Raw genomic sequence first — 24,056 nt, 5'->3', positions numbered from 1 at the left:
CTTATCGGCAGGTTTTCATATTTTCATTGCCAATTGGGCATTGTCAGGGCGGAATGACAAGCTTTACGGCCTTTGATTGCAGTGAAAGCCCTTCCCCCATGGATGCCCGCTACCGTTCCCGTGACCTCGGCCGCAAGGCCGTCGATGTCGATGCACTGAAACGCTCCTTCCTGGAATGGCTGGTCTATTCGGTGGGCAAGGATTCCAAGACGGCGACGCGGCGCGACTGGTTCGCCAGCGGTGCCCTGTCGGTACGCGACCGGGTCGTGGACCGCTGGATGGATACGACACGTGGTGTCTATGCCAGCGATGCCAAGCGCATCTACTATTTCTCGATGGAATTTCTGATCGGCCGGCTGTTGTCCAACAACCTGGCCAATCTGGGCCTGACGGACGCCTGCCGGGAGGCGGTGGACCGGCTGGGCCTGCGGCTGGAAGAGGTGCTGGAGGCGGAACCCGATCCCGCATTGGGCAATGGCGGGCTGGGACGGCTGGCCGCCTGTTTCCTGGACAGCATGGCGACCCGCAACCTGCCCGCCTACGGCTATGGCATCCGCTATGAATATGGCCTGTTCGAGCAGCGCTTCGACCAGGGCTGGCAGGTCGAGTTCCCCGACAACTGGTTGCGCTTCGGCAATCCGTGGGAGTTCGCGCGGCCGGAGGTTCTCTATCCCATCCATTTCCACGGACGGGTTGAGAATTTCATCGACACCAAAGGCCAGGAGCGACGGCGCTGGGTGGATACCGAAACCGTCCATGCCATGGCGTTCGACACGCCGGTGGTCGGTTTCGGTGGCGAAACGATCAATACGCTGCGCCTCTGGTCGGCCCGCGCCACCAGCGATTTCGATTTCCACCACTTCAACGACGGCGACTATATGAAGGCGGTGGAAAGCAAGGTCCTGTCGGAGAACCTGTCGCGCGTGCTGTACCCCAACGACGCGACGGCGGTCGGGCGGGAGCTTCGCTTCAAGCAGGAATATTTCTTCACCAGTGCCAGCTTGCAGGACATCCTGCGCCGCTATATGCAGCATCACCAGAATTTCGATGCGCTGCCGGAGAAGGCGGCCATCCAGCTCAACGACACGCATCCGGCCATCGGCATCGCCGAGCTGATGCGCATCCTTCTGGACATTCACGGGCTTGATTGGGACAAGGCCTGGGACCTGACGCGGCGTACCTTCAGCTATACCAACCATACATTGCTGCCGGAAGCACTTGAGACATGGCCCGTTTCGATGCTGGAGCGGGTTCTGCCGCGCCACATGCAGATCATCTATGATATCAACGCCAGGTTCCTGGAGCAGTCCTGGGGTCGGTACGACATGGAAACGATCCGCCGTCTGTCTCTTATCGATGAGAATGGGGAACGGCGGGTGCGCATGGGCGGGCTGGCCTTTCTGGGCAGCCACAAGGTCAATGGCGTATCCGCCCTGCATACCGACCTGATGAAGCGGACCGTGTTCGCGGATTATCATCGGGAATTCCCCGACCGCATCACCAACAAGACCAATGGCATCACGCCGCGCCGTTGGCTGCACCAGGCCAATCCGGCCCTGTCCCGGCTGATCACCAGCCGCATCGGGGAAGGGTGGATCACCGACCTTGAACAATTGGCCAGCCTGCGCGATCGCGTGGATGACGAGGTGTTCGTGGAGGAGTTCCGCCGTGCCAAGCGGCAGAACAAGAAACGGCTGGCGGCCTACATCGCCCGGCATCTGCGGATCGATGTCGATGTGGACAGTCTGTTCGATGTGCAGGTGAAGCGCATCCATGAATATAAGCGGCAATTGCTCAATCTTCTGCAGACGGTCGCCCTCTACAACCAGATCCGCGACAATCCCCTGGGGGAGTTCGTTCCCGTCACGAAGATCCTGGCGGGCAAGGCGGCCCCGGCCTATCATCAGGCCAAGCTGATTATCAAGCTGGCCAACGACATTGCCGGCGTGATCAACAATGATCCGCAGGTGCGCGGGCGCCTGAAGCTGGTGATGCTGCCCAACTACAATGTCAGTCAGGCGGAAATCATCATGCCGGCGGCCGACCTGTCGGAACAGATTTCCACGGCGGGGATGGAGGCATCGGGCACCGGCAACATGAAGCTGGCCCTGAACGGTGCCCTGACCATCGGCACCCTGGACGGCGCCAATGTCGAAATCCGCGAGCATGTGGGAGCCGACAATATCTTCATCTTCGGCCTGACCGCGGCCGAGGTGCAGGATCTTCGGCAGGGCGGCGCGTTCGATCCCCGTCAGGTCGTGGCGGCCAATCCGCATTTGAAGCGCGCCCTGGACATGATCGCCACCGGTGCCTTTTCCCCCGACGATCCCGGCCGTTTCCGTCCCATCGTGGACAGCCTGCTGAATGGCGACCATTTCCTGGTCACCGCCGATTTCGAGGATTACCGCAACGCGCATGCCGCCGCCGCCGCCCTTTATCGCACCCCCCGCGACTGGGCCGAGAAGGCCATCTTGAATGTGGCGGGCATGGGCTGGTTCTCCTCCGACCGCACCATCATGGAATATGCCCGCGACATCTGGAACGTATCGCCGGTGCTGCCGATGGCGGGCGAAGCGGATTGATACCAACTTGCGATGAGTTCTACTCATCGCAAGTTGGTTCGGCGGCGACCGCCACAGCACCGCTCGTGCGGCGTCGCCAAGCCAACGAATGATGGCGCCGGCGATTGAGGGCAGTGATCAGAACCAATAGGTTCTGATCACCGCAAAATAGTATGATACCTGTCCCGAGTGAGTTCGAATCGCCGGGACAAGGCATGACGCCCGCCGGGCCAGCCTTTTTACGCCAGCCACCATCGCCCTGATATTCCGTGGATTTTCCCCAGAGGCGCGGAGCGCGCCCGGGGCCCCCATGCTTTCCACTCCAATTTTCGACGCCAACGCGGCTGGTGACAGTGCGCGACCGGTACCCCCGTGCCTGCGACCGGAATGCGCAAAGGGCCGTGCTTGGGACCGTTGACTTCCCGCATTACAGTGAATTAATATTCAATGAGCAAAAATTCAATATGGCAGGGAGCCGTAAAAATGCGTGGCTTAGGAAACATGAGCGGGAATGGTCGGTGTGGGCATCTGCGGTGGGCGGCCAGCCTGGTGGTCCTGGCGCTGGCACCGGCGGCCGTGGCGACGGCGCAGCCGGTCACTGGCGATGGTGGCCGCCTGGTGCTGGAAGAGATCATCGTGACGGCGCAGAAGCGGCAGCAGCCCCTGCAGGCAGTGCCGCTGCCCATCTCCGCCGTCGCGGCCGAAACGCTGGAAAAGCGCGGCATGGATGAATTCACGGACTATGCCCGTGCCGTGCCGGGCCTGTCCTTCGTCGATCGTGGCGCGGGCAAGAACAAGGTGACGCTGCGTGGCATCTCCACCGGCGTCGACCAGAACCATCAATCGCCCGTCGGCATCTATATCGACGAGACGCCCGTGTCCTATCCCAGCAACGAACCCGATCTGCGCCTGTTTGACGTGGAACGGGTGGAGGTGCTGCGCGGGCCGCAGGGGACGCTGTATGGTGCGGGGTCGATGGGCGGCACGATCAAGATCATCACGGCCAAGCCGGATCTGACCAGGGTCGCGGGCGCCGCATCGGTCCAACTGTCCAGCACGCGCAAGGGCGGCGAGAATTATGCCCTGAACGGCATGGTGAATGTGCCGCTGGCCCAGGACAAGGCCGCCATCCGCATCGTCGGGTATTACCGGAACGAGGATGGCTTCATCGACAATGCGCAATTGTCCAGCAGGGATGTGAACGACAACGAGACCTGGGGCACCCGTGCCGCTGCGAAATTCGCCCTGTCGGAACGGTTCGCGGCGACGGCCAGCCTGTTGATCCAGCGCACCGATGTGGGCGGCAGCCAGGAGATCAACCCCGCCCTGCCGGGCCTGACCCAGAGCCGGGCCGTGCCGGAGGTGCGCAACGACGATCTGGATCTCTACAGTTTGGGCCTGACCTATGATCTGGATTGGGCGGAACTGTCCTCCTCCACCTCCTATCTGGACCGCATATTCGATGATGTGCGCGACGTAATGGCCTTCCTGGGCGCTCCGGCGCCGGTCTGGCTGAACAATGTCGTGCCCGATCGCAATTTCGTGCAGGAGATCCGTCTGGCCTCGGCCCCGTCCGACAGCGTGGAATGGATTGCCGGCCTTTTCTATTCCCGTCGCAAGAGCGTGCTGAACCAATATGCATGGCATGGCGGCGTGTTTGGTGTGCCGGTGGGTACGCCCTTGCTGGACAGCACCATCCGCAGCCGGCTGACGCAGAAGGCCGCGTTCGGCGAACTGACCGTATACCTGGACGACCGGTTGAAGGTGACGGGTGGTTTGCGGGCCTTCCAGGTGAAGGAAAAGGTCTTCAAGCTATCCGATGGCCTGATCGCCGGCGGTTATTCCACTGATATGAGCGACAGTTCGGAAAAGAAGATCAATCCGAAGGTCAACCTCTCTTTCCAGGCCACACCAGACATCCTGCTCTATACCCAGGCGGCGCAGGGCTTTCGCGTGGGCGGACCCAATTCAACCCTGCCGCCGCTGAACGGCGTGGCGGCGCCATCCTCGTTCGACAGCGACAGCCTGTGGAACTATGAGGTCGGTTTCAAGTCCACCTTGTGGAACGGTCGCGCCACGCTGAACCTTTCCGCTTTCTATATCGACTGGACGGACATCCAGGTGACGGTGACGCGCGCCGACGGCTTCTCCTACGTTACCAACGGTGACAAGGCGGTCAGCAAGGGGCTGGAAGGCGAATTCTCCGTCAGGCCCATGGCGGGTCTGGAAATCGGGGTGGCTGCCGCCTATACCGATGCCTATCTGTCAGCCGACAGCCGCAGTGGTGCCGGCCGGAAGGGCGACCGGATTCCCGCGGTGCCGCGCTTCACCTATGATTTGTTCGGCCGGTACGAATGGGACATGACGGCGGGCTGGTCGGCCTATACCCAGGCCAATCTTCAGCATGTGGGCGCCAGCTATAACGGCTTCACCAGCCGCGTGCCGGCCCCCGACCGGCAGCGCGGCTATGAACTGGCCAACGCCAAGGTCGGCGTGATCTATGGCGAAACGGACATCAGCCTGTTCGCCAACAATCTGTTCGACAAGCGGGCCGAACTGTTCGTGGATCGCACGCTGGGCGATGCCCGCGTCAATGTTAACCGTCCGCGGACGATCGGCGTGAATGTCATGCGCAAGTTCTGACCATGCCCGAGGCGGGCCGGTGCCGGGCGCAGGTGCCCCGCACCGGCCGGTGACCTGGGGTCAGGGGGCTGGCACAGTGCCCGGTACGGCCAGCAGTTCCTTCGTGGCAGCCAGCTTTTCCGGGGGCGGGTTGGTCAGGAACACCGCGCGATAGGTCAGGACGGCCAGCATTTCCGACAGCGCATCGATGGATGGGGTGCAGGCCAGCAGGTCGGGATTGCGCTGCACATAATATTCCTGCAGCACCCCGTCGGACATGGAGCCCAGGCAGTAGGCCATCATGGTCAGGGTGGCGTCGTCCAGCCGTGCCGGCTTGCAGCATTCCCCCAGATAGCGCGCAAAGCTGGCAGTCCATTGGCGGTTGGAACTGTCCCATATCTGCCCGAATTCGGGGATCTCGTCGGATGCCTGCAGCATGCAGCGTACCAGGCCGGGATGTTCTTCGAAATGGCCGATCAGAATCTTGTACTGCTCGTAAAGCGTGTCGAACAGGTCGCCACCCTGTGGGATCTGGCGGGCTTTTTGCGTCATGCCCGCCATGAAGTCGGAAAGAACCTCTGCCGTAATGGCCTTCAGGTCTGGGAAGTAATGGTAGAACAGGCCAACAGCAACGCCCGCCTCCGTCGTGATATCGGCAATGCGCATCTGGCGGTATCCGATGCGACCCAGCACGGACCTTGTCGCATCCTTCAGCCGCGCGCGGGTTTGCTGTGCTTGTTCCTTGCGGCTTTTTGCCGGTGCCCGGGCAGTGCGCGGCGTTCCCTTTTCGGACATCGTCAAATTCCCTGTGATTGCGGTATCGCCATTTTTCTCCCGCTAATAGCTAGGGTATCCTGAACTCAGGTTCAATGAATTTCTGCGTCGACCCCTTTTGGTTATTGACAGGAGATTGGTTATGAATTCTAACTCATTGAATATTAATTCATCCAAATAAGGGCGATGAACCATGCGTGTTCCCTTGGCTTTCCGCGTGGCGCTGACCGGCCTGCTGTGCCTGCCCGTCCTGTCGGCCCGGGCGGACGCGCCGATGGCGCCCATGTCCCCAACCGCTGTGACCGATCCCCGTCCTGATGCCGCAACGGTGGCTGCCTGGGCCGATGACCTGTTCGGTCCGGCACTGGCGGCGCGCCGGTTCTCGGGGGCGGAGATCGTGGTGGTGAAGGACGGGGAGGTGTTGGTCGCCAGGGGATACGGCCTGGCCGACCCTGCCACGGGCCGGGCCATGGACCCGGCGACAACAGAAGTGCGGATCGGATCGACCACCAAGTCCGTGACGGCCACGGCCATCGCCCAGTTGCTGGAGCAGGGCCGCATCGCATCGCTGGACGATGACGCCAACATCTATCTTAAGCGGGTGCAACTGCCCTCCTGGCAGGGGCGGGAGATCACGGTACGCGACCTGCTGACCCATCGTGCGGGGTTCGAGGATTTCGCCTTCTCGCTGGGGACCGATCGGGTTGTGGCACATCCGGTGGATGCCGACCTGATCCGTCGGTACATGCCCGACCTGGTGCGCCCGCCTGGTGCCACCATCGTCTATTCCAATTTCGGCACGGCCGTGCTGGGCCTGATCGTGGAAGACGTGTCGGGACAGCCGATCGATGCCTATTTCAAGGCTCACATCTTCGATCCGCTGGGCATGGCCGACAGCCGCCTGGATTTGCGCATGCAGCCGTCCGAACGGATGGCCATCCCATATGCGGCATTGCCCAACGGGGATTGGCAGAAGATCGGCTTCATCCCCATGCATCCGTTCATCGCGCCGGCGGGCGGCATCACGACCACGGGCCTGGACATGGCGCGTTTCATGAATGCCCACATCGCCGGGGAGGGAGGAAAGGCGGGCATCCTGACGCCGGAAGGTTTCCGCCGCATGCATGCGCGCGATGCGACCAACCATCCCGCCGTCAGTGGCGTCGGCATGGTGTTCCTGGAAAGCCTTTGGAACGGCGCCCATGTGGTCGAACATGGCGGTGGCTGGCCCGGCTTTCAGACGGTCATGCTGATGGTCCCTGAACGCGGCATGGGTGTCTTCGCGTCCATCGTCGGGGAGGGACCTGTCGTGGGGCTGGAGGAACAGCTTGCCACACTGGTCACCCGCACCCGCCTGACCCCCGATCCTAAGGTCACCACGCAACCGGTCCTCTCCTCCTCCGTGGTGCGGGAAGAGGCGCTGGCCCTGCTGCTGGGCGCCTACCGGCCCGTGGCGGGCGCGGAAGGGCCGGCGGCGTCCCTGTTCGCCGGTTCCTATTGCCGGCAGCGCCGGTCGCACAGCACGATCGAGGCGGTCTTCGATTTCTTCAATGCCGGCTATGGCGTCCACAAGGTGGCGGCCGGCGCCGACGGAACGCTGACCATCCGGGGCGTGGCCGGTTACCGGCAGGTGGCGCCGGGCGTTTTCTGGAACCCGGCGGCGACGCCCGCCCGCCAGGGCGACCCCGATGTCTCCGCCGTTTACGCCTTCACCATCGCCGATGGCCGGGCAGTCGCCCTGGCCCCGCAATTGTCGGTCGACAGTTGGGAGCGCTGTGGCGATGTCTGGAACCCGGCCACGGCCGGGCTGGGCCTGCCGCCGGCATTGCTGCTGTTCCTGGGCGGCGCATGGTGCCTGTTCTGGCGCACGGGGCGCAGCCGTGCCGAACGGGCCGCGCGGGTGATGCCTGTGGCCCTGCTGGCGACCATGGTGGCGCTGCCCTTTGCTCTTCTGGGCTTCTACGGTCCGGACGACGGGTTGATGTACCATCTGCTGGAAGGCCGGCCGGCCCGGTTCGTCACCACCATCCTGATCGCAAATCTGGCCGGCATGCTGGCGCTGGGCATCATCGCGGCATCGGTCCTGGCCTGGCGCGGGGACTGGTGGGGGCAGGGGCGCGGCGGACTGGTCCGGCGCGGCTTCTACAGCCTGATCGCCGTCGCGTCCCTTTACCTTCTGGCCTTTCTGGGCACTTTCAACCTGCTCGGGGTGCATCTGCCATGACCGCGCCCGTGATACGCCGTTCCCATTACATCGCGATGCCTGATGGGGTGCGGCTGGCCCTGGATGTCTGGCTGCCGATTGAGATGGACGGGCGTCTTCCGGCTTTCCTGCTGTCCACCCGTTACTGGCGGGCCTTCGATCTGGTCGAAGGGGATCCGCAATACCAGCCGGCATTCGCGATGGCGGGCCATTTGGCGGCCCGTGGCTATGCCCTGGTGGAGGTGGACAGCCGCGGGTCCGGCGCATCATTCGGACAGCGGGCTTGCGAATGGTCGCCGCAGGAACGCGACGACCTGGGTCTTGTCATCGACTGGATCGCGTCTCGCGACTGGTCGGATGGCCGCATCGTGGCGACCGGCTATTCCTATGGCGGGAACACCGCCTTCATGGCGGCGTCCACGGGGCGCAAGGCTCTGGTGCTGACAGCACCGCAATTTGCCGATTTTGACATCTATCGCCACAACCTGTTTCCCGGCGGGGTCGCCAATATCTTCCTGAACGACCGCTGGGCGGCCCTGACGGCCGCGCAGGACCGGGGCGACGTGGAAGGCGTGGCCGACCAGTTGCCCGGCATCGACAAGGCACTGTTCCGCCGGCTCGTGCGGGGTCCGGCCCCCGTGGGGGGCGAGGACCCGGCGCGTGCCATCGCCGGGCATGCCGGCAATTTCAACATCGGTGCCACGGCCCGCAGCGTCACCTTCATCGATGATGCCGCACGGCTGAACGCGGGCTGGGACACCGACCTTGTGATGGACAGCGAGAAACTGTCCATCCATGCCCTGCGCCCGGCCATGGAGGCGGCGGGCACGCCCATTGCCTATTGGGCCGGCTGGTTCGACGCCGGCACGGCGGAAGGGGCGCTGGAACTGTTCAACAGCGTCGACGGCCCGATGGAGGTCTTCATCGGGCCCTGGAGCCATGGAAGGCGCTGGCATCAGGACCCGTTCGCCATCGGACAGACACCCCGTTCCCTGCCGGCATCGGAAAACCTGGACGACCTGCTGTCTGCCGCCGCCTGTCCGCCGACGGCCAGGCGGCTTCATTACTACACGCTGGGGGCCGATCAATGGCGGACCACGACGGTCTGGCCGCCCGACGGTCAGCAATCGTGCCGGTTGTTTCTGGCAGGCGACGGGCTTCTGTCCGAAGTGCCGCCCGTCGATGGCGGGGCGGATGTCCACGCCGTCCGGGCCGATGCCAGCACCGGCCGGCAGAACCGCTGGTGGACACAGATCGGCTGCGCACCTGTCCATCATCCCGATCGCGCGCCGGCCGACGCGCTGCTGCAAACCTATGACAGCGCACCGCTGGACAGGGCGGTGGAGATCACGGGCGCGCCCGTGCTGCACCTGTGGATGGCCTGTGACCGGCCGGACGCCGCCCTGTTCGCGTATCTGGAGATGGTGGACAGCCAGGGCCGCGTCGCGCTGCTGACCGAGGGGGTGCTGCGCCTGATGCACCGAAGGGTCCTGCCGCCCGGCGAGCATTCGTTCCAGGCCGATCCCGCCCACGGCTACCGCGCATGCGATGCGCTGCCCGTCATGCCGGGGGAGGTGATGCAGGTCGTGGTCCGGCTGCTTCCCATCTCCATCCGCATTCCCGCCGGCTTCCGCCTGCGCCTGGCACTGGCCGGGGCCGATGCCGACACGTTCGCACCTGTCACCGGTTCCGACGGTGCACATTTCACCTTTCATCGCGACGATATCCATGCCTCCGCGCTGGAACTGCCGCTGATCGGTCTTTGAGGAGACGCCGGCCCCGACCGGGGCCGGACCCATGACAAGAGAAAAAGACAATGCAAGACAAGATTGGCCAGAAGCTTGGCACCTCCCGCTGGTTCGACGTGACGCAGGGCCTGATCAACCAGTTCTCCGCCTCGACGCTGGACGAGGATCCGATGCACCTGGACCCCGACTGGACACGCGCCAACACGCCGTTCGACGGGTCCATCGCCGCCGGTTTCTGGACCACTTCCATGCTGATCACGATGTCGCACGATATCGGCTTCATCGAGGCGTTCGGCGAGCAGACCGGCCGGCATTTCTATGCCCTGAATTATGGTTTCAACCGCCACCGGCTGATAACCCCCGTGCCCGTGGGCAAGCGCATCCGTTCGCACATGAGTTTGAGGGATTTCGCCGACAAGGGGGCCGGCAAGTACCTGCTGACCATCGATGTGGAGGTGGAGATCGAAGGGGAGGACAAGCCGGCCCTGATTGCCGAATGGCTGGCCATGGTGGTGGTGCAGGAGTGACAGCCCGGCGCATGAGGACGGCATCGATCAGGACCTACGGTCCTGATCGATGCCGATACGTATTAAAACAGCACAGGTCAATGAAGCCACGGCCGTCAGGGCCGTCAGTGAAAGGACAGCCATGACGGCGTCAGGAGAACCGATCGAGGCGGCCCCCGTGCTGTCCCGCATCAGTGACTATGTCGGCGCACACGCCACCCGCTTTCCCGACCGTGAGGCTGTGGTCGCGGGTGCCAGGCGGCTGACCTATGCCGATCTGGAGGCGCTGGTGACGCGCTGTGCCCGCGCCCTGGTTGCGGCGGGGGTGGAGAAGGGGGACCGTGTGGCGCTGCTGGGCAACGCCACGCCCGAATATCTGGTGGTATTCCTGGCCACGGCCAGCATCGGCGGCATCTGGATGGGCCTGTCGCCCCGCTACAAGATCGATGAATACCGCTATCTGCTGGGTGATGCGCGCCCGTCAGTCGTCTTTTCCATCCGCGAGTTCGAGGGGCGGGACTATCGTGCCGACCTGGACCGGCTGGCCGGGGAATTTGGCTGCGTGCGGACCTGGGTCGACCTGGACGCCGATGGCGGCTTCGACGATTTCCTGGCATCGGGGGACGGGGTTCCCGACGCGGCGCTGACGGCACGGCGGGACGCGGTGGGCCGGTTCGATCCGGCGCTGGTCGTCTATACTTCCGGTTCCTCCGGCAAGCCCAAGGGGGCGCTTCTGTCCCATCACGGGCTTTGCTTCGGCAATGCCATCCAGGGGCGGGCCTTCGGCGTGGACGTGCCGCGCGCCGTCTGTCCGTTTCCCATCAACCATGTGGCCTGCGTGGGCGATACCTGCTGCACCACCCTGATCCGGGGTGGTACGCTGGTGCTGCTGCCGCGTTTCGACGCGGGCACGGTCCTGGACACGATCGAGGCGGAACGCATCAATCTGTGGATCGGGGTGCCGACCATGTTCATCCTCGCCGCCGACCGGCCGGATTTCGACGCACGCGACCTGTCCAGCCTGCGGTCCGTGGTCTGGGGCGGGGCGGCCATGCCGCGTGACTACATCGCGCGTTACCGGCGGCTGGGGGTGCGGCTGGTCACGCTCTATGGCCTGACGGAAACCACGACGGACACCACCTTCACCGGCCCGGACGCCAGCAACGATGAACTGGCGGAAACCGTGGGCAGGCCCTGCCCGGAATATCCGTGCCGCATCGTCGACGAGGACGGAAACACCGTGCCGCCGGGTGAACAGGGGGAAATCCAGTTCAAGGGCGACTACGTCATGCTGGGCTATTTCAACCGCCCCGAGGCCACGCGGGATGCGTTCACGCCCGATGGCTGGCTGAGATCGGGCGATATCGGCTGGTTCCGGCCCGATGGCAACCTGGTCTTCGTGTCCCGCAAGTCGGAGATGTTCAAGTCCGGCGGCTTCAACGTCTACCCGCGCGAGATCGAGGACGTGATCGAGGCCCATCCCGACGTAGCGCTCGCCGGGGTGATCGGCGTGCCCGACCCGCTTTTCCGCGAGGTCGGCGAAGCCCATGTCCTGCGCCGGCCCGGCAGTGCCCTGACGGCGGACGAGATCGCCGCCTGGTGCCGGGAGCGCCTGGCCAACTACAAGGTGCCCAAGCGGTTCCATGTCCGGGACAGCCTGCCGATGCTGCCCGTGGGCAAGATCGACAAGCCGGCCCTGAAGCGGGAAGCCGCCAATGGATAGGCGTGGCTTCATCACCGGCACGGGCGGGTTGCTGCTGCTGGCGGGCTGTGGCGGCGACCGGGCAGCGGTTGCCAGGCGCACGCTGGTCATCGGCAAGGCCGGCGATCTCTCCGGCATGGACCCGGCCGTGACGGTGCAGGCCAACGATTTCGCGCCCATCGGCCTGGCCTATGAACGGCTGCTGCGGTTCCGGATGCAGGACGGACAGCCTACGGGCGGGCTGGACGGCGAACTGGCGGCCGACTGGCAGGGGGAGGATGGGGGCCGGTCCTGGCTGTTCGCCCTTTCGCCCGGCCATGCCTTCGATGATGGTACACAGGTGACGGCCGAGGCCGTGCGGTTTTCATTCGACCGCGCGCTGCGCATCGGGCGCGGCGTGGCCCAGGCGCTGGACGGGCTGGACAGGGTGGAGGCCCTGAACGACATGCGGGTGCGTTTCACCCTGCGGGGCCCCAACCCGGTATTCCCCTATATCCTAGCCCTGCTGCCCATGGCCGTCATCAACCCGGCGGTGATGGCGCATGAACGCGGTGGCGATCTGGCGCGCGGCTATCTGTCCGAACGGACCGCCGGCAGCGGCCCCTATCGCGTGAAAAGCTGGACGCGCGGACAGCGCGTGGTCCTGACCGCCAACCCTTACAGCCTCCGCCCCCCGCGTCATTTCGATCGCGTGGTCATCAAGGTGGTGAAGGACGAGGCGGCCTGGCGCACGCAGTTGCGCAAGGGCGACCTGGACATTTTCGACAATGTGGCCCCCGATGCCGCGGCGCCCGTGTCCCGCCTGGACGGTGTGACGCTGCTGTCACGGCCGACGCCGGCCGTCATCGCCCTGATCCCCAACAATGAACGCGCGCCGCTGGACAGGCCGGCCGTGCGCCGCGCGCTGGCGCTTGCGGTCGATGCGCCGCGCATCGCCGATACCATCATGGCGGGTCGCGCCTCGCCCATCCACGGGCTGCTTCCCGATGGCGTGCCGGGCCAGGACAGCAGCATTCCTGTCATCATGCGCGACGTGGCGGCGGCCCGCGCCCTGCTGGACGCCGAGGGGGTCGGGCCAGGACTGCGCCTGACCCTGTCGTATGTGCAGGCTTCGGCGGCCAGCGACGCCGTGGCGCTGGCCCTGCAAAGCCAACTGGCGGAAGCGGGTATCGACCTGCGGCTGGAAGTGCTGGCCCCCAGCGCCATGGCCAAGGTGGTGAAGGGGGATTTCGACCTGACCATCTTCAGCTGGTACGCCGATTTTCCCGATCCCTGGCCCATCCTGAAGTTCGCGCTGCATTCCGCCAACAAGGGGGAGGGGCTGAACCTCGCGCGCTATGCCAACCCGGCCGTGGACGCGCTGCTGGAACAGGCGGAAGCCACGATGGAACAGGCCCCGCGCGTGGCGCTTTACGGCCAGGCCCAGCGCCTGGCCATCATGGACCAGCCGTTCGTGCCGCTGTTCGCGCCGCATGGGCTGATGGCCCATCGCCGCGACCTGTCCGGGCTGGAATACAGTTTCTGGCAGCCCGGTCTTTATAATGCCGCCCGCATGGGCCGGCTGCGGGGAGGTGCGGCATGAGGGTTCATCCCGTTATCAAACGCCTGATCGGGCTGGTCGCGGTGGTGCTGGGCGTCACCATGGTGACCTTCATCATCTCCCGCCTGATCCCCGGCGACCCGGCACAGATGCTGGCCGGTCCGCGCGCCAGTGCCGAGGCCATCGCCCGCATCCGCGATACGCTGGGCCTGGATCAGCCGATGCTTATCCAATATGGACGCTACCTGGCCGATCTGCTGCGCGGCGATTTCGGGACGTCGATCGTGACGGGAAGGTCCGTGGGCGCCGATCTGGCCGCCGTCTTCCCGGCCACCATCGAACTGGTGCTGGTGGCCCTGGCCCTGTCGACGACGGCGGGCATCATGCTGGGTACGCTGGCGGCCGTGTTCCGCGAGGGTCCTTTCGATTATGCCGTGCGGCTGGTCGCATCGGCTTCGATCTCCATGCCGTCCTTCTGGCTGGCCCTGGTCATGCTGTTGCTGTTCTACGGGCAATTCGATCTGCTGCCCGGTGACGAGCGGATCGGGGTGGATTTCGATCCGCCGCCGACCGTCACGGGCTTCTTCCTGGTCGATGCGCTGACCACGGGGGATTTCCGCCTGTTCTGCGACGTGCTGCGGCATCTGGCGCTGCCGGCGGCGACGCTGGCCCTGGTGTCGGTGGGAAGCATGATCCGGGTTTCCCGCACTGCGATGATCGAAGTGCTGCATCAGGATTACATCCGCACCGCCGTGGCCGGCGGCCTGTCCTGGGGGCAGGTGGTGTTCAACCACGCCCTGCGCAACGCGCTCGTCCCCGTCGTCACCCTGCTGGGGATGGAGGCGGCGGGCCTGCTGTTCGGTGCCGTCATCGTGGAAAGCGTCTTCGTCTGGCCGGGTGCCGGCTCCTACGTGCTGAACGCCATCTTCACCCTGGATTTTCCCGTGATCATGGGTTTCACGGTCATCGTCTCGGTTGCCTATGTGATGATCAACGCCCTGACCGACCTGGCCTACCGCTGGTTGAACCCCCGGATGGCGGAGGTGGGGTGATGAACAGGTTTCCGCTTTCCCTGCATCTGGGTGGCGCCATCGTGGCGCTGGTGCTGCTGGCGGCCCTGGCCGGGCCGTGGCTGGCCCCGCATCCCCCCGATGTCATCGCGCTGGACATGCGTCTGCTGCCGCCCGGTCCCGGCCATTGGGCGGGGACCGACGAGGTGGGGCGGGACATCCTGTCCCGCATGCTGTGGGGCCTGCGCGCCTCGCTGCTGGCCGGGCTTTCCATCGTGCTGGCGGCCAGCCTGACGGGAACGCTGATCGGCGCCGTTTCCGGCACGCTGGGCAGGAACGTCGACATGGTCCTGATGCGGGCCATGGATATGGTGATGTCGCTGCCAGGCCTGGTCGTGGCCATGGCCCTGACGGCGGCGCTGGGCGCCAGCCTGGGCAATGCCGTGCTGGCCCTGGCGGTCCTCTCGGTGCCCTATTATGCCCGTGTGGCCCGTGCCCAGGCCATGGAGGTGGCATCCATGAACTATGTCAGGGCGTCGGCCACCATGGGCGCAGGCCTGGGCCGTCAGTTGCGCATCAACATCCTGCCCAATATCGCGGCGCAGGTGCTGGTGGTCATGACCCTGCATATCGGGTCGTCCATCCTGGCCGTGGCGGCGCTGGGCTTCATCGGGCTGGGCGCCCAGCCGCCGATGGCGGAACTGGGCATGCTGGTCAATGCGGGGCGGCGCTTCATCCTGGAACAATGGTGGTACTCGGTCCTGCCGGGACTGCTGATCATGGTGGCCGTCCTGGGCTTCAACCTGCTGGGGGACGGGCTGCGCGACCTGCTGGACCCCAAGGCCCGCAACCGTTCGCTGGTGAGCTGACCCATGACAGACGCCCTGTTGCGCTATCGGAATTTCAGCCTGGAATTCCCCTCGCCGGACGGCCCGCGCCGCGTGCTGGACGGCATCGACCTGGAACTCCGCCCCAACGAGATCGTCGGGCTGGTCGGGGAGTCCGGTTCCGGCAAGTCGGTGGCCGCCATGTCGGCTCTGCGCCTGCTGCCGCGCGGCTCCTTCCATGTGGCCGGCGGCTCGCTGGAGGTACTGGGTCGCGACGTGATGAGCCTGAAGCAGGCCGAACTGGCGACCCTGCGCGGCGGGCAGGTGGCCATGGTGTTCCAGGAGCCCATGAACGCGCTGAACCCGTCGATCCGCGTCGGGCGGCAGGTGGCCGGCATCATCCGCCGCCATCGGCCCGGCATGGACAAGGCGGCGGTGACGGCCGATGTGCTGCGGCTTCTGTCGGACATGCGCATCGATGATCCAGCCCGCGTGGCCGGGCTTTATCCTTCCGCCCTGTCCGGGGGCATGCGCCAGCGGGTCCTGCTGGCCATGGCATTCGCCTGCCGTCCGCGCATCCTGATCGCCGACGAGCCCACCACCGCGCTGGACGTGACGGTGCAGGCCCAGGTGCTGGACCTGATCCGCGACCATGCCAGGGCGACGGGCACCGCCGTGCTGTTCATCAGCCACGACCTGGCCGTGGTCGGGCAATTGTGCGACCGGCTTTATGTGCTGCACCGGGGCGTGATAAAGGAAAACGGCCCGGCCCGGCAGATATTGTCCCGGCCGGCCGCCCCCTATACGGCGGCGCTGCTGGCGGCCCTGCCGGACGGCAAGCCGCCGCGCAGCCCCTTGCCCGTCATCGGGGCGGAGCCGGTCTGCGATGGCGAAGCCCTCCCGGCACCCGCGCGGGCTGCCGGGGAAGCGATCCGTGTCGCCGGGCTGACGCTGCACTATCCCGGCCGGGCAACCCCCGTCGTGGATGGGGTCGACCTGTCGGTTGCGGCCGGCAGCACGCTGGGCATCGTGGGGGAGTCCGGATCGGGCAAGAGTACGCTGGCCCAGGCGCTGGTGGGGCTGTTGCCCCCCAGTGCCGGACGGATCGTCTTTTATGGAAGCCCGCTGGTGCCGCCCCGACGCTGGTCATGGGGCCAGCCGCCGGTACCACCGGCCCAGATCGTCTTCCAGGACCCGCAGAGCGCCTTGAACCCGCGTCTGCGGACCTGGGATCTTGTCACCGAACCGCTGGCCATCCGCGGGGTGGACCGGGCCGGTCGCCGGGCCGGGGCGGTCGGGCTGCTGCGGCAGGTGGGTCTGGCGGCGGAACATCTGGACCGTTTCCCGCACGAATTCTCCGGTGGGCAGCGGCAACGCCTGGCCATTGCCCGCGCGCTGGCCGCCGATCCGTCCATCCTGATCCTGGACGAACCGACATCGGCGCTGGATGTGTCGGTGCAGGCGCAGGTGTTGAACCTGCTGCTCGACCTGCAGCGCCGCCATGGCCTGACCTATGTCTTCATCAGCCACAATATCAGCGTTGTCCGGCACATGTGCGACCATGTGGCGGTGATGCGCGGCGGCCGGCTGGTGGAACAGGGGGCGGCGGACAAAGTGCTGTCCGCCCCCACCCATCCCTATACCCGATCCCTGCTTGCGGCGGCGCCGGTGCTGCCCCTGGAAGGTGCTGCATGACGTTCCTGACCGGAAACCACCCGCTGCTGAGCGTGGCCGTGACCCGCGGCGGCTGCATCGAAAGCAGGCACCGCGTCGCCGTGTCGCTTGTCGGCCCGTCCGGGCCGGTCGCCGCCTGGGGTGATGTCGATGCCCCCGTCTACAGCCGGTCCGCGCTGAAGCCGCTGCAGGCGCTGGCCCTGCTGGACCACCAGCCCGACCTGGACCGGCGGCGGCTGGCGCTGGCCTGCGCCTCGCACAATGGCGAAGCGGTGCATACCGAACTGGCGCTGGCCTGGCTGGCCGATCTCGGGCTGGGTGCCGGGGCCCTGGAATGCGGCGCGCACGACCCGATCGACACCCCGACCGCCCGCGCGCTGGACGCGGCGGGCTGTGCATGCGGGCGCCAGCACAATAATTGCTCGGGCAAGCATTGCGGCTTCCTGGCCCTGGCCCGGCATCTGGGCGTGGATCCTGCCGGATATACGCACCAGGACCATCCGGTGCAGGTGGCCATGCGGCGGGCGGCGGAACCGTTCCTGGGCCTGGACCTGGAAGCGGTTCCCTGGGGCATCGACGGCTGCGGGGCGCCGAACCCGGCCGTGCCGCTGCGGACCCTGGCCGGCGCCTTCGCCCGGCTGGCGTCGCAGGGAAACGGGCCATCCCGCCGCATCTTCGACGCCATGGCCGGAGAACCCTATCTGGTGGCCGGGCGCGACCGGTTCGATACCGCCGCCATGCAGGCATGGCCGGGCCGGGTGATCGTCAAGGGCGGGGCCGAAGGTGTCTGGGTCGCCGGCATCGCCGGCACGGGCCTGGGCCTTGCCCTGAAAGTGGAGGATGGCGCCAAGCGTGCCGCCGAGGTGGCTATCGCGGGGCTTCTGTCCCGGTTGATGGCTGATCTGGACGCGCTGCACGACTGGTCGCACCCATCCGTGAAGAATGCCGAAGGGCGGCAGGTCGGCGATATCCGCCTGCTGTGGGAGGAGACACCATGAAGATCAGTTTCGAGGCAGGGGACGCACGCCGTACCCTGGTCCTGGCCCTGTTCGCGGACAAGGATGTCCAGGGCGTGACCCCCGACATTGCCGAACCGCTGGCCCCGCTACTGGCAAGCCGGGACAAGGACCAGCCGGTCGATCTGCTGCTGCCGACCGAGGGCGGAATGCGCCGTATCATCGTCCTGAGGGCGGACAGCGCGACGCCCCTGGCGGCAGAGGCGCTGGGTGCGCGCATCGCGGGGCTGCCGGTCGCCGCGGGGGCGGATGTCCTCGACCTGCTGGTTCCGGCTTGCCCTGTGTTGGCCGGTCATGTGGCACTGGGGGCGCGGCTGTCCGCCTACCGCTATACCCGGTTCCGGACCAGCCCGCCCAAGGGTCCCGCCCGGCCGGCCGGATTGAACCTGCCGCATGGCGATGCCGCCGCGTTCGAGGGGCTGGCGGCCCTTGCCGAGGGCGTGGAATGGGCACGCGACCTGTCCAATGCCCCGCCCAATGCCATGGTGCCGGCCCTGTTCGTCCAGGAATGCCGCGCCCTGGCCGATCTGGGGGTGACGGTGGAAGTGCTGGAGGAGGCGGAACTGCGCCGTCTTGGCATGGGGGCGCTGTTGGGGGTGGGGCAGGGCAGTGCGGCCCCGCCCGCCATCGCCATCCTGCGCTGGCAGGGTGTGGCGGATGGAGGTGCCCCGCTGGTCCTGGCCGGAAAGGGAGTGACGTTCGACAGCGGCGGCCTGCTGCCCAAGCAGGCGGAGGAAATGTGGGACATGAAGTATGACCGCGCCGGTGCCGCCGCCGTGGCCGGCGCGATCCGTGCGCTGGCGCTGCGCCGGTCGCCCGTGGACGTGGTCGGCATCGTGGGCCTGGCGGAGAATATGCCGTCCGGCGGCGCGCAACGGCCGGGCGACATCGTCACCAGCCATGCCGGGCTGACGGTGGAGGTGCTGCATACCGACGCGGAGGGGCGGCTTCTGCTGGCCGATGTGCTGAGCTATGCCATCGACCGGTTCAATCCGCGCGCGATCATCGATATCGCCACGCTGACGGGCGGACTGACATCGGTGCTGACCGACCGGTTCGGCGGGCTTTATGCCAATGACGATGAACTGGCCGCGCGCCTGACACGGCTGGGTGACGGAGTGGGGGAACGACTGTGGCGCCTGCCGCTGGACCCGGCGTTCACCCGCATGCTGGACAGTCCCGTCGCCGACCTGGGCAATATCTGCAAGACGCGCTGGGGCGGCACGGCCACGGCCGCCGCCTTCCTGCACCGGTTCGTGGGGGGCGTGCCCTGGGCACACCTGGATATTTTCGGGCCGGCGTGGAACCGGGGCTCTGCTGGTGTTCCAGGCGCTACCGGCTATGGCGTGCGCCTGCTGACGGCGCTGGCGGAGGCGGGCTGACGCCCTCCCACACACGCCGGGCACCGCCTTCCGGCGGGCTGGCATCGGTCCAGCTTCGACCTTCCATCCCTTCCACGTCCAGGACGCGGGGAGAAAGCCATCATGCATCTGGCAACAGCGATCGAGAACTGGCCCTTCAAGGAACCGATCCGCATCACGGGCTATACCTTTACGGGCTTCGACTTCCTGGTCGCCCGCCTGTCTCGCCATGGCCGCACGGGCCGGGGGGAGGCGACGGGCGTCTATTACCGTCAGGACACCCCCCCCAAGGCTGCCGCCCAACTGTCGGCATTGACGCAGGCCCTGGGCGACGGGCTGACACGGCAGCGGCTGCGGGAATTGTTGCCACCCGGCTGCGCACGCAATGCGCTGGACGCCGCCCTGTGGGAATTGCTGTCGCTGGAAAGCGGGCGCCCGGTCTGGGAACTGGCGGGGCTGGCGGCACCACGGCCCCTTGTCACCACCCACACGCTGGGGGCGGAGCGGCCGGAGGTGATCGTCGCCACCACGCTGCGGGATTATCCCCACGCCAGGGCCTTGAAGCTGAAACTGACGGGGGAGCCGATCGACGCGGATCGGGTGCGGGCCATCCGCCATGTGCGGCCCGATGCCTGGATCGGCGTGGATGCCAACCAGGGGTTCACACCGGCCAGCCTGGGCGCCCTGCTGCCCACGCTGCTGGAATGCGGGGTCGGGCTGATCGAACAGCCGTTTCCCATCGGGCGGGAGGCCGACCTGGAGGGACTGGACCTGCCCATCCCGGTGGCCGCCGATGAAAGCGTTCAGTCGCTGGCCGACCTGCCTTCCATGCCCGGCCGCTTCGACATCATCAACATCAAGCTGGACAAGTGCGGCGGCATGACCGAAGGGCTGCTGATGGCGGCCGAGGCGCGGCGGCTGGGGCTGGGCGTCATGGTCGGCAACATGGTCGGGACGACGCTGGCCATGGCGCCGGCCTTCCTGCTGGGCCAGCTTTGCGACTTCTGCGACCTGGACGGGCCGCTGGCCCTGGCCGGGGATCGCGATCCCGCCGCAATCTATGAGGACGGACACATATTTGTGCCTGAAGCCTCCTGGGGGGCGTCGCGCAACTGACCGGATGCGTGGCGGCCTTGCGGTGCGGTCATCATGGTGCCGTTCCTGTCAAAGCCCCCATAAGGGGACGTTGTTCCAGGACCTTCTTCAGGCAGATGCGCGTGGAGAAGGAGCGGACCCCCGGCAGCCGCCCCATCTCCGACCGCAAGAGCCTGTCCAGCGCCGCCACGTCGGCCGCGACCACGCGCAGCATGTAATCGAACTCCCCGGCTGTGGTGTAGCAGTCCAGCACGGCCGGGACAGTGGCCACGGCCTGTTCGAATTCATCATGCCGCCCAAGGTCGATGGTGACGCTGACGAAGGCCAGAATGGACAATCCAAGCCGTTCCCGGTCCAGCCGCGCGCCATAGCCTTGGATCAGCCCCGCCTTTTCCAGCCCCTGCAGACGGTTCCAGCAGGCGGTCTTGGACATCGCAGCAGCTCCGGCGATATCGGCGAAGGAGGCGCGCCCGTCCCGTTCCACCAGGGACAACAGGCGCCGGTCGGTCTGATCCATCGAAGACGTTCCTATATATTACGATTTAGAGGAACATTGTTCCAAAAATCCGGCCAATGGCAAGCCAAAATCCGACAATGTTCGGGCCGATCCCTGATATCATGCACAATGTCTGAAGGGAGGGGTCTGAAGGGAGGGACCATGACCATTACCCGTGCCATGCTGGAAACCCTGGACAGGGACGATATGCTGGCTCCGTTCCGGGCGGAATTCGACCTGCCGCCGGACACGATCTATCTGGATGGCAACTCGCTGGGTGTGCTGCCCGTTGCCGCCAAGGCGCGCCTGCGCCGGGTGGTGGAGGATGAATGGGGCAGGGGCCTGATCCGGTCTTGGAACGATGCCGGCTGGATCGATCTGCCGTCGCGTGTGGGCGGCATGATCGCCGGCCTGGTCGGGGCCGCGGCAGATGAGGTGACCGTTGCCGACAGCACATCGGTCAACCTCTTCAAGCTGGCCGCCGCCGCCGTGCGCATGCGCCCCGGCCGCCGGGTGATCCTGTCGGAACCCGGCAATTTCCCGACCGACCTTTACATGCTGCAGGGCCTGTCCGGCCTGCTTGGCGGCGCAATTGAACTGCGCACCGTTCCGGCCGATGCCATGGCGGACGCGCTGACGGACGAGGTGGCGCTGCTGCTGCTGACCCAGGTCCATTACAAGACGGGTCATGTGCATGACATGGCGGCATTGACGGCACGGGCCCATGCCGTGGGGGCATTGACCCTGTGGGACCTGTCGCACAGTGCTGGCGCCCTGGCGGTCGACCTGAATGGTGCCGGGGTCGATTTCGCCGTCGGCTGCGGTTACAAGTACCTGAATGGCGGCCCGGGGGCGCCGGCCTTCCTGTTCGTGGCCCGCCGGCATCAGGATCAGGCGGTGCAGCCCCTGTCGGGCTGGATGGGGCATGCCGCACCCTTCGCCTTCGGCGATGATTACAGGCCCGCCCCCGGCATCCGCCGCCACCTGTGCGGCACGCCGCCCATCCTGGGCCTATCCGCGCTGGAAGAAGGCGTGGCCGTGATGGCCAGGGCCGACATGGGCCGTATCCGGGAGAAATCATCCCGGATGGGCGACCTGTTCCTGGCTCTGGTGGAGCAGATGTGCGGACCCGATTGTTTCGGGGTGATCAGCCCGCGGGATGCCCGCATCCGTGGCAGCCATGTCAGCCTGTCCCATCCCGACGGCTATGCCATCATGCAGGCGCTGATCGCGCGCGGCGTCATCGGTGATTTCCGCGCGCCCGACGCGCTGCGCTTCGGCTTCACCCCGCTTTACCTGCGCCATGCCGACCTGTGGGACGCGGTGGCGCATCTGGCGGATATCATGCGGACCGGTGAATACCGGCAGGAACGTTTCCAGACCAAGACGGCCGTGACATGAGCGAACAGGAAAAAGGCAATCCCGATGGCGTGACGGCCGGTGGCGACAGATTCCATGCCCGCCCGGACATATCCTATGGCCAATATCTGGGCCTGGACCGTTTGCTGTCGGCACAGCATCCGCTGTCGCCCGAACATGACGAACTGTTGTTCATCATCATCCACCAGGCCAGCGAATTGTGGATGATGCTGTGCGTGCATGAACTGAAGGCGGCGCGCGAGCAGATCCGCAAGGACGAACTGGGCCCCGCTTTCAAGATGATCTCCCGCGTGGCGCAGGTGCAGCGGCAGATGATCCAGAGCTGGGACGTGCTGACCACCATGACGCCGGCCGACTATGCCCGCATCCGGCCGCATCTGGGCCAGTCCAGCGGCTTCCAGTCCTGGCAGTACCGCCTGCTGGAATTCATGCTGGGCAACAAGAATGCCAGCATGATCGAGGTGCATCGCGCCGACCCGCCGGCCTATGCCGCGCTGGCCGCCGCACTGGCGGAGCCGTCGCTTTACGATGAAAGCCTGCGCCTGCTGGCGCGCCGCGGCTTTTCCCTGCCCGATGAGTGCCTGGAACGTGATTTCAGCCGGCCCTATCAGCCGCACCCGGAGGTGGAGGCGGCATGGCGCGCGGTCTATCGCGATACCGGCCGGCACTGGGACCTGTACGAACTGGCCGAAAAGCTGGTCGATCTGGAAACCCGGTTCCAGCAATGGCGGTTCAGCCATATGAAGACGGTGGAGCGCATCATCGGCTACCGGTCGGGAACCGGCGGCACCAGCGGTGTCAAATATCTGGTGAAGGCACTGGATATCGGCTTCTTCCCCGAGCTGTTGAGCCTGAGGACATCGCTGTGAGGCGGATCTATGACATCACCCAGCCCGTCCGGACGGGTATTCCCGTCTGGCCGGGGGACACGGCCTATGGGGAGGAAAGGGTCTGGACCATCGATCCGCCCTGTCCCGTCAATGTCAGCCGGCTGACCCTGTCCACCCATACGGGCACACATGCCGACGCGCCGCTGCATTACGATGCGGGGGGCGTGCCCATCGGTGACGTGGGGCTGGAAACCTATATGGGGCCGGCGCTGGTCCTGCATCTGCCATCCGGCCTGGAACGGGTGGAGGTGGAACATCTGGCGGGCCGGGTGCCGGCGGACACGCGGCGCGTGCTGCTGCGGACCTATGACCGGTTTCCGCATGAGGCCTGGGACAGCCGCTTCACCGCCATGGCAGCGGACGCGATCGACTGGCTGGCCGGGCAGGGCATCGGTCTGATCGGCACCGACGCCCCCTCCCTGGACCCCGAGACCAGCAAGACGCTGGATGCCCACATGGCTGTGCGTCGCCATGGCATGGCCATCCTGGAAGGGCTGGTGCTGGACGGGGTACCGGAGGGTGTGTTCGAACTGATCGCCCTGCCGCTGCGCCTGTCCACGGCCGATGCGTCGCCCGTGCGCGCGGTGCTGAGAAGCATCGGGGAGGCGTGATACCAACTTCCGGTGATCGCAACCGATCACCGGCCTCAGG

Annotated in this window: 18 protein-coding genes; 16 read left to right on the top strand and 2 right to left on the bottom strand. The window is 66.1% G+C overall.

What is annotated here, in order from left to right:
* Positions 1-98 precede the first annotated feature (98 nt).
* Positions 99-2,582, top strand: a complete 2,484-nt coding sequence (locus ACM9LZ_RS19615) for a glycogen/starch/alpha-glucan phosphorylase (protein ID WP_416621209.1) — start codon at positions 99-101, stop codon at positions 2,580-2,582.
* 480 nt (positions 2,583-3,062) lie between these two features.
* Positions 3,063-5,204 carry a TonB-dependent receptor gene (locus ACM9LZ_RS19610; protein WP_416621208.1) on the top strand — a complete coding sequence of 714 codons (2,142 nt, stop codon included), beginning with the start codon at positions 3,063-3,065 and terminating at the stop codon, positions 5,202-5,204.
* Between the two features lie 60 nt (positions 5,205-5,264).
* Here the strand turns inward: ACM9LZ_RS19610 and ACM9LZ_RS19605 are convergent, their stop codons facing one another.
* A complete protein-coding gene (locus ACM9LZ_RS19605; RefSeq protein ID WP_416621207.1) occupies positions 5,265-5,978 on the bottom strand; it encodes a TetR/AcrR family transcriptional regulator in 714 nt (237 codons plus the stop codon).
* A 172-nt stretch (positions 5,979-6,150) separates the two neighbouring features.
* On the opposite strand from ACM9LZ_RS19605, the gene ACM9LZ_RS19600 reads away from it, so the two are divergent.
* From ACM9LZ_RS19600 to ACM9LZ_RS19550, 11 genes are all read left to right on the top strand, one after another.
* On the top strand, positions 6,151-8,181 hold the full coding sequence (locus ACM9LZ_RS19600) for a serine hydrolase domain-containing protein (protein ID WP_416621206.1): 2,031 nt from the start codon (positions 6,151-6,153) through the stop codon (positions 8,179-8,181).
* A complete protein-coding gene (locus ACM9LZ_RS19595) occupies positions 8,178-9,926 on the top strand; it encodes a CocE/NonD family hydrolase (RefSeq protein ID WP_416621205.1) in 1,749 nt (582 codons plus the stop codon). Before ACM9LZ_RS19600 ends, ACM9LZ_RS19595 begins: the two co-directional genes overlap by 4 nt.
* A gap of 50 nt (positions 9,927-9,976) precedes the next feature.
* Positions 9,977-10,435 carry a MaoC/PaaZ C-terminal domain-containing protein gene (locus ACM9LZ_RS19590; RefSeq protein ID WP_416621204.1) on the top strand — a complete coding sequence of 153 codons (459 nt, stop codon included), beginning with the start codon at positions 9,977-9,979 and terminating at the stop codon, positions 10,433-10,435.
* A gap of 121 nt (positions 10,436-10,556) precedes the next feature.
* Complete coding sequence (locus tag ACM9LZ_RS19585) at positions 10,557-12,137, top strand: class I adenylate-forming enzyme family protein (protein WP_416621203.1); 1,581 nt, start codon at positions 10,557-10,559, stop codon at positions 12,135-12,137.
* Complete coding sequence (locus ACM9LZ_RS19580; protein ID WP_416621202.1) at positions 12,130-13,698, top strand: ABC transporter substrate-binding protein; 1,569 nt, start codon at positions 12,130-12,132, stop codon at positions 13,696-13,698. Before ACM9LZ_RS19585 ends, ACM9LZ_RS19580 begins: the two co-directional genes overlap by 8 nt.
* A complete protein-coding gene (locus ACM9LZ_RS19575) occupies positions 13,695-14,708 on the top strand; it encodes an ABC transporter permease (RefSeq protein ID WP_416621201.1) in 1,014 nt (337 codons plus the stop codon). The genes ACM9LZ_RS19580 and ACM9LZ_RS19575 overlap by 4 nt, the downstream gene beginning before the upstream one ends.
* Positions 14,708-15,535: an ABC transporter permease gene (locus tag ACM9LZ_RS19570; RefSeq protein ID WP_416621200.1), complete on the top strand. Its 828-nt coding sequence runs from the start codon at positions 14,708-14,710 to the stop codon at positions 15,533-15,535. The genes ACM9LZ_RS19575 and ACM9LZ_RS19570 overlap by 1 nt, the downstream gene beginning before the upstream one ends.
* Positions 15,536-15,538: 3 nt before the next feature.
* Positions 15,539-17,188 (top strand): dipeptide ABC transporter ATP-binding protein, encoded by a 1,650-nt coding sequence (locus tag ACM9LZ_RS19565; RefSeq protein ID WP_416621199.1) that lies wholly within the window; start codon positions 15,539-15,541, stop codon positions 17,186-17,188.
* Positions 17,185-18,165 (top strand): asparaginase, encoded by a 981-nt coding sequence (locus ACM9LZ_RS19560; protein WP_416621198.1) that lies wholly within the window; start codon positions 17,185-17,187, stop codon positions 18,163-18,165. Before ACM9LZ_RS19565 ends, ACM9LZ_RS19560 begins: the two co-directional genes overlap by 4 nt.
* Complete coding sequence (locus tag ACM9LZ_RS19555; RefSeq protein ID WP_416621197.1) at positions 18,162-19,565, top strand: leucyl aminopeptidase family protein; 1,404 nt, start codon at positions 18,162-18,164, stop codon at positions 19,563-19,565. The genes ACM9LZ_RS19560 and ACM9LZ_RS19555 overlap by 4 nt, the downstream gene beginning before the upstream one ends.
* Before the next feature lie 102 nt (positions 19,566-19,667).
* Positions 19,668-20,660, top strand: a complete 993-nt coding sequence (locus tag ACM9LZ_RS19550) for a dipeptide epimerase (protein ID WP_416621196.1) — start codon at positions 19,668-19,670, stop codon at positions 20,658-20,660.
* Positions 20,661-20,691: 31 nt separating this feature from the next.
* On the opposite strand, the gene ACM9LZ_RS19545 is transcribed toward ACM9LZ_RS19550, so the two are convergent.
* Positions 20,692-21,156, bottom strand: coding sequence for an Lrp/AsnC family transcriptional regulator (locus ACM9LZ_RS19545; protein WP_416621195.1), 465 nt, complete (start codon positions 21,154-21,156; stop codon positions 20,692-20,694).
* A 141-nt stretch (positions 21,157-21,297) separates the two neighbouring features.
* Here ACM9LZ_RS19545 and kynU point away from each other — a divergent pair, with 141 nt between their 5' ends.
* The 3 genes from kynU to kynB are packed head-to-tail and all read left to right on the top strand — an operon-like array spanning position 21,298 to position 24,016.
* Positions 21,298-22,536, top strand: coding sequence for a kynureninase (kynU, locus tag ACM9LZ_RS19540; RefSeq protein ID WP_416621194.1), 1,239 nt, complete (start codon positions 21,298-21,300; stop codon positions 22,534-22,536).
* A complete protein-coding gene (gene kynA, locus ACM9LZ_RS19535; protein WP_416621193.1) occupies positions 22,533-23,384 on the top strand; it encodes a tryptophan 2,3-dioxygenase in 852 nt (283 codons plus the stop codon). The genes kynU and kynA overlap by 4 nt, the downstream gene beginning before the upstream one ends.
* Entirely contained in the window at positions 23,381-24,016 is a 636-nt protein-coding gene (kynB, locus tag ACM9LZ_RS19530; protein WP_416621192.1) for an arylformamidase, read from the top strand. Before kynA ends, kynB begins: the two co-directional genes overlap by 4 nt.
* The last annotated feature ends 40 nt before the right edge of the window (positions 24,017-24,056 follow it).

The sequence above is a fragment of the Niveispirillum fermenti genome, from assembly GCF_048066175.1.
GTDB lineage: Bacteria > Pseudomonadota > Alphaproteobacteria > Azospirillales > Azospirillaceae > Niveispirillum > Niveispirillum fermenti.
This window is presented reverse-complemented; position numbering and strand designations above follow the sequence as displayed.